Raw genomic sequence first — 15,376 nt, forward strand, 5'->3', positions numbered from 1 at the left:
TAGAATGGGCAATGTTGAGTCGTCAACGTCTGGGTTTTCAGAGGGTGATGTGTGGGGAAGGCTATTGCTTGCGGGTGATCATGACGAGCATGTTGTCACGCAGGCTGACATGCTGGCGATAGAGCAGGAGGCAGCGGCAGCTGAACTCGCTTTCCCGCTTTTGGAAATACTCGGCATAGCGATGAATGTCGTGCCGATTCACATCCTCGATCATGTAGACGCCATTGCTTGCCAGCAGGTCTACAATGTTCTCGAAGAAGACAATCCCCGCCTCATAATGGTGGAGGCCATCATCGATGACCAGGTCATAGGGCTCTGGCTTTGCGGTGGTTTTGAAGCCTGAGATGCTTTCCGGGCTGGTCTGATCCACCTGATAGGTCTGAATGCGAGTATCGGAGAATAAGCACTTTTCGTCGATGTCGAGGCCGGTTATCTCAGCATTTGGGAAATAGTCCCTCCAGACGCGAAGGGAAGCGCCGGGTTTGCCTTCTTTGCCCATGTTTGAAAGGCAGCTGGTGTCATTCGTACCGATGCCGCATTCGAGCACGTTTGCGATCTTGTCGCGGCAATGATCGAAAATCATGCTGTAGAAATCGGTGTAAGTGTGAGGCTCCCAGTTGAACTGGGTGGTTTCCGGGCAGTTGGTGCCTTTGTCGCTGCCGTACACATCGCAGAGTTGAGCCAGATAGCTGTTTTTTGCAGGTGCGTAGAATGCTTCAATACGCTGTCCGAGATGCACTTCAACGGATGCTCGTGTTCTTTCCAGTTTAGTTTTTGGGGTGAGCTGTCGGAGGACCTTGTTAAAATCGAGCGTGCTTGAAGTGTTCATGTTTTGCCGCTTCTTACAAATTAGAGCTGAAAGAAGCGTAGATTAACATTCTCAGGTTCTGGGAATACTCCCGCCTTTCTGGTGCAGATTTCCTTGGTGTGAAGCGGGAGGTCGTCTGTAATAAAAAAGGGCTGCTGAAGCAGCCCTTTCTTGAACTTGATTAATGTCGGATCAGACAAGTGCACCGTGGCAATGCTTGTACTTTTTGCCAGATCCACATGGACAAGGCTCATTACGACCTACACGACCCCAAGTTTCAGGATCATCTGACTCACGACCGTCTGGTGCAGATGCTGCACGTGCTTCAGCCAGTTGGCGGTCCGCTTCCATCATCTCGTCTTCACCAGTCATAGGATTGGTGTGATGTGCTTCCATGTGGGAAGGCATCTGCGGTGTTTCTGGAGCCTGCTGCTGAACCAACTCAACCATCATCAACTGTGATGTAGTGGTCTGGCGTAGGGTGCTCAGCATGTTTTCAAAGAGAGTGAAGGACTCTGTTTTGTATTCTTGAAGTGGATCACGCTGTGCGTAGCCACGCAGACCAACTGCAGAACGCAGGTGATCAAGGTTCGCCAGATGCTCACGCCACAAGTTGTCGATGGTTTGCAGAAGAACTGCACGCTCGATCTGACGCATAACGTCTGGACCGTAGTTTGCAGCCTTACTCGCCATAACCTGGTTGGCTTCCTTCTTCAGGCGCGCGGTGACTTCTTCGTCTGCAATGCCTTCCTCGTTTGCCCATTCAATGATTGGCAGGTCGAGGTTCAGCTTTGTGCGTGCTTCTTCCTGAAGGCCTTCTGTGTCCCACTGTTCAGGGTAAGCGCGTTCTGGAATGTGTGCTGCGACGAGATCTTCGACGAACTCTTCGCGCATTTCCACAACAGCTTCCTGAGTGACTTCAGGATCCATCATTTCGAGGCGCTGATCGAAGACCACTTTACGTTGGTCGTTCATCACGTCATCGAACTTCAGCAGGTTCTTACGAATGTCGAAGTTGCGAGCTTCCACTTTCTGCTGAGCTTTTTCCAGTGCCTTGTTGATCCAAGGGTGAACGATTGCTTCACCGTCCTGCAGACCAAGCTTCTGAAGCATGGAGTCCATGCGCTCAGAACCGAATATGCGCATCAGATCATCCTGAAGAGACAGGAAGAACTTGGAGTGACCAGGGTCACCCTGACGGCCAGAACGACCGCGCAGCTGGTTATCAATGCGGCGGCTTTCGTGGCGCTCGGTTGCGACAACGTAGAGGCCGCCAGCCTGAAGAGCTTTCTGCTTAAGCGCTTCAACTTCTTTTTTGATGGCGTCTTCTTTTGCAGTACGCTCAGCGCCCTCAGGCATGTCGCCCAGTTCGTTTGCGATACGCATTTCAACGTTACCACCGAGCTGGATATCTGTACCACGGCCAGCCATGTTGGTTGCAATGGTCACAGCACCAGGCACACCTGCCTGCGCGATGATGCTTGCTTCCTGCTCATGGTAACGTGCGTTCAGAACTGCAAAGACCTTCTTTTTACCTGCATCCTTGCCGGTGTACATGCTTGCAAAGCCGAGCGGGTCTGACACATCGATCTGAGTGTAGCCGTTCTTGACGAGCAGCTCTGCGAGCATCTCGGACTTTTCAATGGATGTTGTACCTACCAGAACAGGCTGACCGCGTTCATGGCAGTCATCTACGAGCACCTGAATGGCGTCGTACTTTTCGGCAACTGTGCGGTACACTTCATCGTCGTCATCGACACGCTGAACAGCAACGTTGGTTGGAATATCCACCACGTCTAGGCTGTAGATGTCCATGAACTCTTCAGCTTCCGTCATTGCTGTACCGGTCATACCAGCCAGCTTGTCGTACATGCGGAAGTAGTTCTGGAATGTGATGGATGCGAGTGTTTGGTTCTCTGGCTGGATAGCAGCTTTTTCTTTTGCTTCCAAAGCCTGGTGGAGGCCCTCAGAGAAACGACGGCCCGGCATCATACGGCCAGTGAACTCGTCAATAATAACGACTTCGTCGTTGCGGACGATGTAATCTTTATCGCGTTGGAAAAGCTTATGCGCTTTCAGACCCTGCTGAAGATGGTGAACAGCTGTCACGTTCTCCACGTCATAAAGCGATTCGCCCTTTAGAAGATCTGCTTCTGTCAAGAGTTGCTCAAGCTTCTCGTTGCCTGCTTCGGTGAAGGTTGCGGAGCGAGCTTTCTCGTCGAGTTCAAAGTCCTCTTCAGTCAACTGAGGAATAAATGTATCGATGAGATTGTAGAAGTCTGTGCGATCTTCCAGCGGGCCGGAAATAATCAGAGGGGTACGAGCTTCATCCACGAGAATGGAGTCGACTTCATCCACGATTGCATAATGATGCGGGCGCTGGCACATGGACTCGCGATCATACTTCATGTTGTCACGAAGATAATCGAAGCCGAATTCGTTGTTGGTGCCGTATGTGACGTCCGCTGCATAAGCGGCTTTGCGCTCTTCATCAGAGATGCCGTGGACGATCAAACCAGTTGTCAGACCGAGGAACCGGTAAACCTGACCCATCCATTCGATATCACGCGTTGCCAGGTAATCGTTCACAGTCACAACGTGAACGCCCTTACTTGTCAATGCGTTAAGGTATACTGGAGCCGTTGCAACAAGGGTCTTACCTTCACCGGTGCGCATTTCGGTGATTTCTCCAGCATGGAGAACCATACCACCGATGAGCTGCACGTCGTAGTGACGAAGACCAAGGACGCGGCGGGAAGCTTCCCGCACGACTGCAAATGCCGGGACCAAGAGGTCGTCCAGCTTAGCGCCGTTTGCCAGTTGCTCGCGGAACTCGTCAGTTTTGGCTCTCAGCTGTTCATCTGTCAGAGCTTCCATTTCCGGCTCCAAAGCAGAAATAGCGTCTACTGTGGGCTTGAGTGTCTTAATCCGACGGTCATTTGCTGAACCAAATATCTTACGAGCGAGTGCGCCGAGCCCCACCATGTGGCGGTCCTTCCTACTTTGGGCGCGCCGGTTTTTTCACGTCGCGGTCGGGCCCTAAAAATCTTCACATTCGTGATCTAACCAGTCAAAACTCTGTGAGTCTGATCTGGGTCACAGCATATTAAACACCTGCGAGTAAAAAAGCAGGCGACAGAGAGATAAGAGTGGGCCGAAAGGTTGTCAACGGCAGTTGCCGTCGCAATATAGTGCTTTGTTGTTTTGCAACTCTTTTTAAACTCTCCATAAACAGGAAAGAAAGTGATCTTATGCTTCGTAAATTTACAGGGATCCTAGGTAGTTCAGTTGCTGTTGCTGCTCTGGTTATTGGGCTGAGTGCAGCCCAGGCACAGGATGCTGATGCGGCTCCAGATCTGGACAAGCCAGTTGCGAAGGTTGGCCAGAGCGTTATTACCGAAGCTGATCTTGCTTATGCAGCTCAAGATTACGCGCAGCAGCTGCAGCGTGTTCCACCAACCGAATGGCGCAAGGTTTTGACCGATGTGCTGGTTGAGATGAACCTGCTTGCAGAAGCCGGCGCAGAAGAAAAACTTGCAGAAACTGATGATTTTAAACGCTTAATGGCATTTGAGCGCACGCGTGCACTTCGCAATGCGTATTTCCAGAAGTACATTCAGAGCGCTATCACCGAAGACGAAGTTAAGGCTGCTTACGAGGCTGAGTATGCCAACTATCAGGGTGCTCCAGAGATCAACGCAGCGCACATCCTTGTAGAAAAGGAAGATGAGGCGAAGGACATTATCAAGCAGCTGGAAGGTGGTGCGGACTTTGCTGAGCTTGCAAAGGAAAAGTCCACTGGTCCTTCCGGCCCTAACGGTGGTGATCTTGGTTTCTTCGGAAAAGGCCAGATGGTTCCCGAGTTTGAAACAGCTGCTTTTGCTCTGAAACCGGGTGAGTTTACAAAAGAGCCTGTGCAAACACAGTTCGGTTATCACGTAATCCTGAACAAGGAAGCACGCACACAGTCCGCTCCAGCCTTTGAAACGGCTGAAGGTCAGATCCGTCAGGAGCTAGTTCTGACGAAATTCCGTGAGGTGCTTGAAGAGCTGAAAGCCAAGAACACTGTGGAAATCATCGGTGCCGATGCTGATGAAGCGAAAGCTGAAGAAAGCAAATAATAGGCTAGTGCTTATTAGCTTTGCTGATTATTGAAATAAAACATCTTGTTTTTGTAGCCCCGGATGGCTTAGGCCTTCCGGGGCTACTTTTTTGCTGCATAGACACAGTTTTCTTCGGGAGGTTTTCATGTCCGCGACCATTTCTCCACTCGCACCCAAGTCCTATCCAGAACTTCCGGAAGTTAAGGGCGTTCGAATGGCAACTGCTGCAGCTGGTCTGAAGTATGAAGGACGTACTGACGTTCTCCTGGCTGTGTTTGATGAGCCTGCTCAGATTGCTGGTGTGTTCACGACATCTAAATGCACGAGTGCTCCGGTTGACTGGTGTAAGCAGAACCTTTCCAAGGGTGTTGCGCGTGCAATTATGGTCAACTCCGGGAATGCGAATGCGTTTACGGGCAAGAAGGGGCTCGCATCTGTTGAACTCTCAGCGGACATCCTTTCAAAGGCAACTGGGTTTGCTGCGGATGAGCTATATCTGGCGTCTACCGGTGTGATTGGCGAGCCGTTGCCAGCTGAGAAATTTGCTGGTGTGGCTGATGGCCTGGTGGCCGATGCTGTTGCTGACAAATGGATGGATGCAGCCAAAGCGATCATGACCACGGATACCTATCCTAAGATGAGCACACGTCGTGTGAAGTTGGGTGATGCGACGGTTACGTTGAACGGTATTGCAAAAGGTGCAGGTATGATTGCGCCGGACATGGCGACCATGCTTGGCTTTCTGTTCACTGACGCTCCAATTAAAGCGCCTGCTTTGCAGAGCTTGCTTTCTGAGTGTGTGGGCGGCTCTTTTAATTCCATCACGGTTGATAGTGATACCTCCACCTCAGACACTGTGCTGTTGGCAGCTACTGGGTCTGCTGGGGGCGACTGGATTGAAAGTGCTGCGGATCCGCGTCTCGCGGAGTTCCGTGAGGCTCTCTCCAGTATGATGCTTGAGCTGGCTCAGATGATCGTTCGTGATGGGGAAGGTGCGACCAAGTTTGTTGAAGTGCGGGTGGAAGGTGCTGAGAGCGATGCTTCTGCAAAGCGGATTGCTATGGCGATTGCAAACTCTCCATTGATGAAAACTGCATTTGCTGGCGAAGATGCGAACTGGGGCCGTGTCGTGATGGCTGTTGGCAAGGCGGGTGAGCCTGCTGACCGTGATAAGCTTGCGATCTGGTTTGGCGACATCCGTGTTGCAGTTGAGGGAGAGCGTGATCCAGATTACAGCGAGGAAGAAGCGTCTGCTGTCATGAAGGAAGACGAGATCATCCTGAAGGTTGATCTTGGTATTGGAAGCGGCGACGCGACTGTCTGGACTTGTGATCTCACCAAGGAATATGTGGCAATCAATGGTGACTACAGAAGCTAAGCGAGTTCAACCTCGCCAACCGAATTGCGATCTGGAAACGGTGTTGAAGCTGGAGCAGGCAAATCTAAATTGCTTTCCCAGCCTCATGGCGCATCATGACGGGAGCTGGATTTCCCGTCTCTCACCGGGGGGCAGTGCGCGCCGTAATAACTCTCTGAATTTTTATGATGCCCAAGACGGTGATGAAGCCGAGAGCCGATTGGATTCTGCACGAGCACGCTTCAAACGGCTTGAGACGACGTTCCATGTTCGCTGGACACCTTTGGTTCCCACAGATGTGGATCAGGTGCTGACCTCTCAGAAGTATGCTCGTGTTGATGAGACGCTGGTGCTGTCACGATCTATCTGGGGGCTTGGCGATACTGATGTGCCTAAAGAGTACAAGCTCTCCGAAGTCTCACTGAATGAATGGATTTCTAGTTACGCGCAGGTTGACGGTGCAAAGCGTGGGGAGCCTCCGAGTGAAACAGAGCAGGCACTTCATGATGTGCTTTCAAGAGTGACTGTCGAACTGATTGCGCTGGTGCTTGAAACTGAAGATGGTGTCCCAGCAGCTGTTCTGCTTGGTGTGGTGGATGGCGATTTACTCGGCATCTTTAGTGTGAAGACGGCTGAAGCGTTTCGTCGTCAGGGGCTGGCTTACGCTTTGATGTGCGAAGTGCAGAGTCTAGGGGCTAAGCGCGGTGCGGAAACTGCTTGGCTGCAAGTGGTGGCAGATAATGCTGCTGCTGTAGAGCTTTACGATTCCCTCGGGTATCGAGAAGCCTATGCTTATCACTATTGCAAAGATGCTCAGCCTTAAGAAAATCAGTAAAATTTCACTCGGGACCTTTGGTATGGTTTCCAAAAGGTTTTCAGAGTGGTCCTTTGTGAAACGGGAAAATAAATGAAAATTGTGATGGTTGCGGCGTGTGCCTTGATTGATGCTGATAACCGCATTCTGCTTGCTCAACGTCCTGAGGGCAAATCAATGGCAGGTTTCTGGGAGTTTCCGGGTGGGAAGATCGAAGCTGGTGAGACACCAGAGGACTGTTTGATCCGTGAATTATCTGAGGAACTGGGAATTACAGTTAAAAAAGAGTGCCTTGCTCCCCTAAGTTTCGCGAGCCACACTTACGAAGATTTTCATCTGCTGATGCCACTTTACGTTTGTAGGCGCTGGTCGGGCACACCTCACGGGGCAGAGGGGCAAAACCTGAAATGGGTACGGGCAGTGCGTTTACGTGATTATGAAATGCCACCAGCAGATGAGCCGCTGATCCCGCATCTAATTGACCTTGTGTCTTATTAGCGGGAGATCACGGAGAACAAGAGGCAGTAATGGCGTTGAATGAGAAAGCGTATCACAATCAGAAATGTGGATTTACGATTGCTCATATGACCGAAGACGAGCGCGGAGCCGCTGCAGTTGAATACGCCATTCTTGCCGCTTTGATTGTTCTTGCCATTGCCGCCAGCCTGACTGCAATTAGCAGCACGATTTCGGACAACTTCCAGTTCATCTCAGATACTTTGCTTGCCGCGATTTCTGGCTAATCAGGACTTTATTTCTTTTGTTCCAAGAGCTTCGGCCAGGCTGTGCTTTGCAGAGCCGGGCTTTAGAGGTTTTTGCTGCGATTCATGTGGTGCCCAGCCGGACAGAGATGCGAAAGTGAAGGTTGCACGGATGCGTCCATCTGCATCTGAGTAATCCTGTGCATAGATCTCTGCCGCTTTCATGAAGACCTTCTTGCTTGTCGGTGACTTCAAGCGATCTTTCAAAGGGTTCGTTGCGCCCATTGCGCGCAGATCTCTGATCAAGTCAAACATGGTGTCGTATCTAACGGTTAACCGATCTATGTCGGTTACTGGGAGTGCGAAACCTGCGCGTTGGAGAAGGCCGCCAAGATCTCTGGTATCTGCAAATGGGATAACGCGTGGTGATACGCCTTCACTAACTTCCATCTCGGCGCGCATCAGACAGTCTCTTAACTCCGCAAGGGTGTCAGTTCCCAATAAGAGGCCGAGGAAAAGGCCATCTGGTTTCAAGGCACGTTTGATCTGGATGAGTGTTCCCGGAAGATCGTCGAGCATCTGTAAGTTAAGTGAAGAGACAATCAGGTCCAGACTTTCCGGCGCGAAAGGCAGGACGGCGTCATCTACAATCAAATCAGGATCAGACAGGTTTGGGTCTGCACTGAACAGATCGGCTCGCAGCAGGTGTTTGACTTTTCCTGACGCCTTTAGTGCTTCAAAGATGTGGCCGGTGTGACCGCCGAGATCTACTCCGCAGTCAAACTCTCTGCTGATGAATTCCAGACGATCTTGCAAATCTGCGGCAGCTGCCTTCATCAAGAAATCAGCGCCTTCTTGCGCTCTCTTCAATGCTGTCATGCGACGTTGTGCGATGAGTTTACGATCAAAGAGAGTGTGTTCGCTCATGAGGGCGCCTTTGGCCAGACTGTGCTGCGTGTGCACTATTGGAAATTATAACCCCATTGAACATGGAGTGATGTTCGACGGAGGCTTTGTTAGCTTACTTCTGCTGCAGATATATACGGTGAGCACAGATGAGCGACAAGTTTTCTTCTCTGGAGTGGTTGCCTGATGCAGTGGATAGAGCTGAGCAACCTCTCAAACCCAGCTTAAGCAATATAAAGGTGGCCTCTCACTTACGGCGGGGGTTAAACTTTGTTCTGGATGCTCTGTTTCCTCATAGCTGCCCGATTTGTATCGATTTGGTTCAGGGTGAAGGTGGTTTGTGTCTGTCTTGTTGGCAGACACTGGAATTGATTTCGGCTCCTTATTGTGAGCGGCTTGGTGTTCCGTTGCATTATGAGTTGGGACCGAACGCCTGGAGTGCCACTGCTCTTGTTAATCCGCCTGATTATGATCGAGCCCGGGCAGCAGCCCTTTACAATGGGCCTGCACGAGAATTGGTGAAGCAGTTCAAATTTTATGGAGAGATACGGTTATCGAAGTTTCTTGCCAGATGCATGCTCAATGTAGCAGCAGAACTTGTCGAAGCTGAGAGCTTTCTTGTTCCGGTTCCCCTCCATAGTTCGCGATTGCGAGAGCGTACCTATAATCAATCCGCCTTGCTGGTGAAGGACGTTGGTCGTCATTTGTCGGGACAGGTGCTTCTTGACGGTTTAGTTCGAACACGGCGCACCAACCAGCAAGTTGGGCTCAAACGAGGGGCAAGGACAGCCAATGTAAAAGGTGCCTTTGCAATTGCCGATCATTTTCTGCCAAAGGTATCTGGTGCTCATGTGGTGCTGGTTGATGATGTATTGACGACTGGGGCAACCGTTGAAGAATGTGCTCGGGTTTTGAAAGCTGCAGGTGCGCAACAGGTTGATGTACTTGTTTTTGCTCTGGTCGATCCTGAAAATATGTCTGATGATAGTGATTGAGTGTTGTTGAAAGGCTGTTTCAGCCTATGCGATATAACGAAGTGATCAACTTGAGTTGAGGTGGTCTTGCGGTTTACTTGGTCGTGAGCCATATAGACTTCAGTTTTGATGGCTGAATTTCTATTGGCCTTCGCTGTGTATCCAAAGGACAAGAATATGGCTCAAGTTACTATCTACACCCGTGATATGTGCGGTTTCTGTGCTCGCGCAAAAAGACTTCTTGATGAGAAGGGTGTTGATTATAAAGAATTTAACTACAGCGAAGATCCAACGATCCGTAAGGAAATGATTGCCAAAGCAAATGGTGCAAACACATTCCCGCAGATCTTTATCGGAACTGAGCATATTGGTGGTTGTGATGACCTGTTTGCATTGGAGCGCCGCGGGCACCTCGATGGTCTGCTGAGCGTTGGTCTTTAAAGAAGCTTAGGAAGCGTATTGCGAACTACGCTTTGAAAGTGAGAATTGATGACAAGTTTTGTGGCTGCATGTGTCCAGATGAGAACGGGACGAAACCCGCTCGAAAATCTTGATGTCTGTGAGGCGTTGATAAGAGAAGCTGCTGCTGAAGGCGCGGTTTATGTGCAAACGCCTGAGATGACTAATGTGCTGGAACGTAGCCGCAAAGCGCAACTTGCTGCCTCCAGTTTTGAAAGTGATGATCCATTTTTGAAGCAACTGGGTTTGCTTGCTGGTGAGTTGAATATCTGGGTCCATATCGGATCTCTGGCAATCCGGCTTGAAGATGACAAGCTGGCCAACCGCGGTTTTATGATTTCTCCTCAAGGGGAGATCTCCGCTCGTTATGACAAAATCCATATGTTCGATGTGGATCTGCCAAACGGAGAAAGCTGGCGCGAGTCTGAAAGCTACAGCGCAGGCAATGTGTCTCCTGTTATTGATCTTGGTGTGGCCAAGCTTGGCATGGCGATTTGCTACGATATCCGTCAGCCAGCGCTGTTCCGCGAGCAATCCAAGGCTGGCGCGCAGGTTTTGACTGGTCCGGCTGCTTTCACCAAGCAAACTGGTGAAGCGCATTGGCATGTATTGCAACGCGCGCGGGCGATTGAAAACGGTGCCTTTGTTGTGACAGCTGCACAAGGTGGAACACATGAAGATGATCGCCAGACCTATGGTCATAGCTTGATGGTTGACCCTTGGGGCAAAGTGATTGCAGAGCTTGATCATGATGAACCGGGCGTTTTGCTGGGTGAACTTGAAATGGCAAAAGTGGATGAAGCACGTCGACGTATTCCTGCCATCGAAAATGCACGTGAGTTTTCCGTTGTGACTGTTTCCCTCAATGGGGAGATGGTTAGTTGATTAACTACTCACTTGCCTGCGACGACGGGCATGAATTTGACGGATGGTTCCGGAATTCTGGCGACTACGATAAGCAAAAAGAATTGGGGCTGGTCACGTGCCCGTTTTGTGATAGTGCATCGATCCATAAACGCTTGATGGCGCCGAATGTTTCTACTTCGAGAAGTCGGAAGAAGGCGCAGGTCGAACATCAGGTTTCAAAAGCCGTTGCTGCCGCGCAGGCTAAAGCTACAGAAAAGGCTGCGAGTGAACAGAAGGTAGGTGGTGGAACTGTCCCAGCGAGTTCTGAGCAGCCTATTGCTACGGCAACCCCAGCTGTTGATCTGCAAAAAGTTCCTGAGAAAGCCAAGGAACTGGTGGAGGCACTGCGAGAGTTTCGCAAGCAGGTTGTGACCAACTCAGAATATGTTGGCGATAAGTTTGCCGAGGAAGCACGCAAGATCCACTACGGCGAAACCGAAGAGCGCGGTATCTATGGAGAAACTACTCCCGATGATGCTCAGGAGCTTTTGGAAGAGGGTATTGAACTGATGCCGCTGCCAGTGCTGCCAGAAGACCGCAACTGATTTCTTATGTTGTTATGATGGTAAAACGAAAGGCGCCTCGTTTAGCAGGGCGCCTTTTTTGTTCTGTCACTCAATCAGGCTGACACGTCTTTTCTACCCGGGGCTCGGGGGGAGGACGGTTTATCCGCGCTCTTTGTCCGGCTGCGTGTGCTTGTTGATTTGCGAGGCACTCTGCGGCGAGGTTTAGCCGGTACTTTTGTTGGAGCGGCCTGTGCCATTGCTTTCAGATCATCAATGCTTGTCAAAGCTTCTGATGTTGCCTTCTGCGTTTTGGAAACCGTGCCCTTCATTGTGGAGGACATCTGGTTCATCTGGCGGGCACCTTCCTGCCGACAATCTTCAAAAGCTTCCTGCATGAAGTCGCTGGCAAGTTTTGAGAACTCAATGCCAGTTGGGCAATCCCAGATTTCCTGAACGAAATCTGTGTTGGCTTTCATGCGCTTGTTAAAGAAAGACATGTTTGCATGCATGATTGCCTGATAGTTCTCAAGCATGGACTTGTTGTTGGAAATTGCGTGCTCCAACGCTGTGTTGGAAAGTTGGTCTCCACCCTGCGCCCAGAACCAGCCTTGCCAAGGCAGTCCATCTGTCGCAACGGTCCAGCGCTCCATTGCTTCCTTCATTTCTTTGTCGATGTTTAACATCGTGTCTCCTCCGGACTTTGATCAAGTTCTCGGGCGGCGATCTAGGTCTTGAGACAATATCTTTCGAGCGATCAGGGAAGTTGGAAGAAGCTCGTTTGCCGGTAACTTACGCCGCGTACACCCTCCTGTTTATAGGCGCTAATATTGGCAAAATGATATTCTGGATTCTAAGGGATTTCAGCGGCTTTTTTCTGAAGAACTAGTTAAATTTGCAGGCGTAGCTACGCATCCAACCAGTCTTGAATGAGTTCGCTGGTATGGACTGGGTGTTCCAGTGTAGACAGATGACCGCAATCCGGGATGATGTGTAGCTTGCTGTTTGGTATTGCGTCATGCATTTCGCGGCATCTATCCAGCGGAAGCAAACTGTCTTCTTCGCCTGCAACGATAATCGCCGGGCACTGGATTGCCGGAAGGTCCGGTCTTTGGTCTCGGCGGTTGATGATTGCGTTTTGCTGCTTCAGGAAGTTATCAGCGCCAATATCAGCAGCCATATCGAAAACCACTTGCCGAAGCGCTGTGTCGTCGTGGCGGGCAGGGTGGACAAGTTGAGGGTATTGCATGGAGGCGATTTTGTGGAAGCCTCCCTTCCTCGCAATCTCGATCTGTGTATGGCGAAGTTGCGTCTGGGCGGGGGTGTCGCCTCTGGCGTTGGTGTTTATGAGCGCAAGACGGCTGATACGTTCAGGCGCCAGTCGAATCACCTCCAGAGCGACGTAACCACCCATGGACATGCCGAGGAGAGCGAATTTTTCTGGGGCGTGATCCAGCAGCCTTTGTGCCATGGCCCCTATGGAGTCCATGGCGCAGGTTTCGGCAATGATGATTGGGCGCTCTTTCAGAGAGTTGATCTGAGGGCCGAACAAAGTGCCGGTGCTGGTAAGGCCGGGAATGAAAACGACAGTTTCTGCAGGTGCTGTTTCTGGCATTTTCATTCTCCTTAGTCATTGGATGCCAGCTGTTACTCTGGCTTCCGAGCTATTACCATGTAGTTTACATCCAGATCGGTTGTTCTGGACCAGCTGTCTGTCAGCGGATTGAAGCTCACTCCGCAGCGCTCGTAAATGTTCATGCCGGATTCATTGAGGGGTGCTTCCAGCTCTTCCGGGCGAACCAGCTTCTCATATTGGTGGGTGCCTTTTGGCAACCAGCGGAGAACGCGTTCAGCCGCGACAATCGCGAGGGCATAGGCTTTCAGAGTTCTGTTGATAGTTGCAACGAACATCATTCCACCGGGACGCACAAGATCTGCACAGGAGTTCATGAACAGTGGAACGTCTGCAACATGCTCCACGACTTCCATGTTGAGCACGATGTCGAATTGTTCGCCTGCCTCAACTAGAGATTCAGCGGTTTGTGCGCGATAGTCGATGTTGAGGCCAGATTGCTGTGCATGAAGTGTGGCGACTTTGATGTTGGTTTCAGATGCATCTGCTCCGACAACGGTTGCACCCATGCGAGCCATGGGCTCAGCGAGTAGGCCACCGCCGCAGCCGATGTCCAAAATCCGTAGTCCTTCTAGTGCCTTAGGGGATGTTTCGTCTCGACCAAAGTGGTCACAGGCGTACTCTTTGATATAGGAGATGCGAACTGGGCTGAATTTGTGGAGAGGGCGAAACTTTCCAGTGGGATCCCACCATTCCGATGCAATTGATGAGAAATGCGCAACTTCCGCCGGGTCGATTGTGGTTTGTGCCGGGTTTTTGGCGGCGTTGCTTGGTTTTTGCGCGGTGCTCATAGCTCAACTCTCCACTTTCATCCCGGTACTGGTGGGTCTAATCGCGGTTTTTGTCAAGCCGCTGGTTGCGATAGAAGGGCGCTAGTTGTATGGATTAGCGCCGTTTGTAGTGATGATCGGTTCATCACAAAGGCCCTCGGAGGAATTTGGGAAGCGATGGCCCGTTTGGTTATGAAGTTTGGCGGCACCTCCGTTGCCGACCTAGAGCGTATTAGAAATGTTGCTCGGCATGTAAAGCGTGAAGTGGAAGCAGGCAACCAGGTTGCTGTTGTCGTGTCCGCTATGGCTGGCGTGACGAATACCTTGGTCGGTTATACAAGAGATGCTGCAGCGCTGCATGATGCGCGTGAATATGATGCGGTTGTTGCCTCTGGTGAGCAGGTAACTTCTGGTTTGTTGGCGATTGTGCTGCAAGATATGGGTGTGGAAGCGCGGTCCTGGCAAGGATGGCAGATTCCTATCCGTACAAATGAAGCCCATGGCGCAGCGCGTATTGAGAGTATTGAAGGTCAAACTCTCATTGAACGCCTGGAGCGTGGACAGGTTGCTGTGTGTGCAGGTTTTCAGGGCGTTGCCCCGGACAACAGGCTTGCGACGCTTGGACGTGGTGGATCTGATACGAGTGCAGTGGCAATTGCAGCTGCAATTCAGGCAGATCGCTGTGATATCTACACGGATGTGGACGGTGTTTATACCACTGACCCGCGTGTGGTGGCCAAGGCAACCCGTTTGGAACGTGTTGCGTTTGAAGAGATGCTGGAAATGGCTTCTCTTGGTGCAAAGGTTTTGCAGGTCCGCTCTGTTGAGATGGCGATGGTTCACGGCGTTCGTACGTTTGTACGTTCCAGCTTTGATGATCCGGATGCCCCGCAGATTAGCGCTGACGGAACACCTGTAGGTACACTTATTTGCGACGAGGACGAGATTTTGGAACAACAAGTCGTCACTGGCATCGCTTACTCAAAAGACGAAGCACAGATTTCTATCCGCAACGTTGCAGACAAACCTGGCATTGCGTCCAGAGTGTTTGGCCCGTTGGCAGAAGGCAACATCAACGTAGACATGATCGTCCAGAACATCTCCCCAGATGGAAAGACGACCGATATCACCTTTACCGTTCCAGAGAGCGATTACGAGCGTGCGCGCAAGGTAATTGAGGAGAACGTCGAGGAAATTGGCTTCGAGAATATCGAAGGCGCTACTGATGTTGTAAAAGTTTCCGTAATCGGCATGGGTATGCGTTCGCATGCCGGTGTTGCAGCCCAGTGTTTTGAAGGCCTGGCTGAGAAGGGGATTAACATCCGCGCGATTACGACATCTGAGATTAAAATCTCTGTTCTGATCGATTCCGCGTATACGGAACTTGCGGTTCGTACTCTCCATTCGCTATACGGACTTGACGGCTAGGTATCCTACTGTCG

Annotated in this window: 16 protein-coding genes; 10 read left to right on the top strand and 6 right to left on the bottom strand. The window is 51.0% G+C overall.

Annotated elements, in window-relative coordinates; genetic code table 11:
• Positions 1–61 precede the first annotated feature (61 nt).
• On the bottom strand, positions 62–829 hold the full coding sequence (locus PsWM33_RS21825; RefSeq protein WP_208994696.1) for a class I SAM-dependent methyltransferase: 768 nt from the start codon (positions 827–829) through the stop codon (positions 62–64).
• 171 nt (positions 830–1,000) lie between these two features.
• Positions 1,001–3,793 carry a preprotein translocase subunit SecA gene (gene secA / locus PsWM33_RS21830; RefSeq protein ID WP_063301619.1) on the bottom strand — a complete coding sequence of 931 codons (2,793 nt, stop codon included), beginning with the start codon at positions 3,791–3,793 and terminating at the stop codon, positions 1,001–1,003.
• 266 nt (positions 3,794–4,059) lie between these two features.
• Here secA and PsWM33_RS21835 point away from each other — a divergent pair, with 266 nt between their 5' ends.
• From PsWM33_RS21835 to PsWM33_RS21855, 5 genes are all read left to right on the top strand, one after another.
• Positions 4,060–4,929 carry a peptidylprolyl isomerase gene (locus PsWM33_RS21835; RefSeq protein ID WP_057463472.1) on the top strand — a complete coding sequence of 290 codons (870 nt, stop codon included), beginning with the start codon at positions 4,060–4,062 and terminating at the stop codon, positions 4,927–4,929.
• A gap of 127 nt (positions 4,930–5,056) precedes the next feature.
• Entirely contained in the window at positions 5,057–6,289 is a 1,233-nt protein-coding gene (gene argJ, locus PsWM33_RS21840) for a bifunctional glutamate N-acetyltransferase/amino-acid acetyltransferase ArgJ (RefSeq protein WP_063301620.1), read from the top strand.
• Entirely contained in the window at positions 6,270–7,091 is an 822-nt protein-coding gene (locus tag PsWM33_RS21845) for a GNAT family N-acetyltransferase (protein ID WP_063301621.1), read from the top strand. The genes argJ and PsWM33_RS21845 overlap by 20 nt, the downstream gene beginning before the upstream one ends.
• An 84-nt stretch (positions 7,092–7,175) precedes the next feature.
• A complete protein-coding gene (gene mutT / locus PsWM33_RS21850) occupies positions 7,176–7,580 on the top strand; it encodes an 8-oxo-dGTP diphosphatase MutT (RefSeq protein ID WP_063286043.1) in 405 nt (134 codons plus the stop codon).
• A 29-nt stretch (positions 7,581–7,609) separates the two neighbouring features.
• Positions 7,610–7,825 carry a Flp family type IVb pilin gene (locus PsWM33_RS21855; RefSeq protein ID WP_057463468.1) on the top strand — a complete coding sequence of 72 codons (216 nt, stop codon included), beginning with the start codon at positions 7,610–7,612 and terminating at the stop codon, positions 7,823–7,825.
• On the opposite strand, the gene PsWM33_RS21860 is transcribed toward PsWM33_RS21855, so the two are convergent.
• A complete protein-coding gene (locus tag PsWM33_RS21860) occupies positions 7,826–8,710 on the bottom strand; it encodes a methyltransferase domain-containing protein (protein WP_063301642.1) in 885 nt (294 codons plus the stop codon).
• A gap of 128 nt (positions 8,711–8,838) precedes the next feature.
• Here PsWM33_RS21860 and PsWM33_RS21865 point away from each other — a divergent pair, with 128 nt between their 5' ends.
• The 4 genes from PsWM33_RS21865 to PsWM33_RS21880 all read left to right on the top strand — a co-directional run bounded on the left by PsWM33_RS21865 (position 8,839) and on the right by PsWM33_RS21880 (position 11,573).
• The gene (locus PsWM33_RS21865) at positions 8,839–9,684 is read left to right on the top strand and encodes a ComF family protein (RefSeq protein WP_063294425.1); all 846 of its coding nucleotides are present in this window, start codon (positions 8,839–8,841) and stop codon (positions 9,682–9,684) included.
• 156 nt (positions 9,685–9,840) lie between these two features.
• Entirely contained in the window at positions 9,841–10,104 is a 264-nt protein-coding gene (gene grxC / locus PsWM33_RS21870) for a glutaredoxin 3 (RefSeq protein WP_063294450.1), read from the top strand.
• A gap of 48 nt (positions 10,105–10,152) precedes the next feature.
• Positions 10,153–11,007 (top strand): carbon-nitrogen hydrolase family protein, encoded by an 855-nt coding sequence (locus PsWM33_RS21875; protein WP_063301622.1) that lies wholly within the window; start codon positions 10,153–10,155, stop codon positions 11,005–11,007.
• Positions 11,004–11,573 (top strand): DUF1178 family protein, encoded by a 570-nt coding sequence (locus PsWM33_RS21880; protein ID WP_063294423.1) that lies wholly within the window; start codon positions 11,004–11,006, stop codon positions 11,571–11,573. Before PsWM33_RS21875 ends, PsWM33_RS21880 begins: the two co-directional genes overlap by 4 nt.
• Before the next feature lie 74 nt (positions 11,574–11,647).
• Here PsWM33_RS21880 and PsWM33_RS21885 read toward each other — a convergent pair whose 3' ends face one another.
• The 3 genes from PsWM33_RS21885 to ubiG form a co-directional block, all read right to left on the bottom strand.
• On the bottom strand, positions 11,648–12,217 hold the full coding sequence (locus tag PsWM33_RS21885; RefSeq protein WP_063294422.1) for a phasin family protein: 570 nt from the start codon (positions 12,215–12,217) through the stop codon (positions 11,648–11,650).
• Between the two features lie 221 nt (positions 12,218–12,438).
• On the bottom strand, positions 12,439–13,146 hold the full coding sequence (locus PsWM33_RS21895) for an alpha/beta fold hydrolase (RefSeq protein ID WP_208991590.1): 708 nt from the start codon (positions 13,144–13,146) through the stop codon (positions 12,439–12,441).
• 32 nt (positions 13,147–13,178) lie between these two features.
• Complete coding sequence (gene ubiG / locus PsWM33_RS21900) at positions 13,179–13,955, bottom strand: bifunctional 2-polyprenyl-6-hydroxyphenol methylase/3-demethylubiquinol 3-O-methyltransferase UbiG (RefSeq protein ID WP_057463462.1); 777 nt, start codon at positions 13,953–13,955, stop codon at positions 13,179–13,181.
• A gap of 156 nt (positions 13,956–14,111) precedes the next feature.
• Between ubiG and PsWM33_RS21905 the strand changes: the two genes are divergently transcribed.
• Positions 14,112–15,362: an aspartate kinase gene (locus tag PsWM33_RS21905; protein WP_057463461.1), complete on the top strand. Its 1,251-nt coding sequence runs from the start codon at positions 14,112–14,114 to the stop codon at positions 15,360–15,362.
• Positions 15,363–15,376 lie beyond the last annotated feature (14 nt).

Origin of the sequence: Pseudovibrio sp. WM33, assembly GCF_001623165.1 — a bacterium.
Classification (GTDB): domain Bacteria; phylum Pseudomonadota; class Alphaproteobacteria; order Rhizobiales; family Stappiaceae; genus Pseudovibrio.

Excerpts from the sequence above, each read along its gene's own strand:
- PsWM33_RS21895 (WP_208991590.1), bottom strand. The coding sequence starts at position 13,146 with ATGCCAGAAACAGCACCTGCAGAAACTGTCGTTTTCATTCCCGGCCTT.
- grxC (WP_063294450.1), top strand. The coding sequence starts at position 9,841 with ATGGCTCAAGTTACTATCTACACCCGTGATATGTGCGGTTTCTGTGCT.
- PsWM33_RS21905 (WP_057463461.1), top strand. The coding sequence starts at position 14,112 with ATGGCCCGTTTGGTTATGAAGTTTGGCGGCACCTCCGTTGCCGACCTA.
- PsWM33_RS21860 (WP_063301642.1), bottom strand. The coding sequence starts at position 8,710 with ATGAGCGAACACACTCTCTTTGATCGTAAACTCATCGCACAACGTCGC.
- PsWM33_RS21825 (WP_208994696.1), bottom strand. The coding sequence starts at position 829 with ATGAACACTTCAAGCACGCTCGATTTTAACAAGGTCCTCCGACAGCTC.
- argJ (WP_063301620.1), top strand. The coding sequence starts at position 5,057 with ATGTCCGCGACCATTTCTCCACTCGCACCCAAGTCCTATCCAGAACTT.
- mutT (WP_063286043.1), top strand. The coding sequence starts at position 7,176 with ATGAAAATTGTGATGGTTGCGGCGTGTGCCTTGATTGATGCTGATAAC.
- PsWM33_RS21875 (WP_063301622.1), top strand. The coding sequence starts at position 10,153 with ATGACAAGTTTTGTGGCTGCATGTGTCCAGATGAGAACGGGACGAAAC.
- PsWM33_RS21845 (WP_063301621.1), top strand. The coding sequence starts at position 6,270 with ATGGTGACTACAGAAGCTAAGCGAGTTCAACCTCGCCAACCGAATTGC.
- PsWM33_RS21885 (WP_063294422.1), bottom strand. The coding sequence starts at position 12,217 with ATGTTAAACATCGACAAAGAAATGAAGGAAGCAATGGAGCGCTGGACC.
- PsWM33_RS21855 (WP_057463468.1), top strand. The coding sequence starts at position 7,610 with ATGGCGTTGAATGAGAAAGCGTATCACAATCAGAAATGTGGATTTACG.
- secA (WP_063301619.1), bottom strand. The coding sequence starts at position 3,793 with ATGGTGGGGCTCGGCGCACTCGCTCGTAAGATATTTGGTTCAGCAAAT.
- ubiG (WP_057463462.1), bottom strand. The coding sequence starts at position 13,955 with ATGAGCACCGCGCAAAAACCAAGCAACGCCGCCAAAAACCCGGCACAA.
- PsWM33_RS21865 (WP_063294425.1), top strand. The coding sequence starts at position 8,839 with ATGAGCGACAAGTTTTCTTCTCTGGAGTGGTTGCCTGATGCAGTGGAT.
- PsWM33_RS21835 (WP_057463472.1), top strand. The coding sequence starts at position 4,060 with ATGCTTCGTAAATTTACAGGGATCCTAGGTAGTTCAGTTGCTGTTGCT.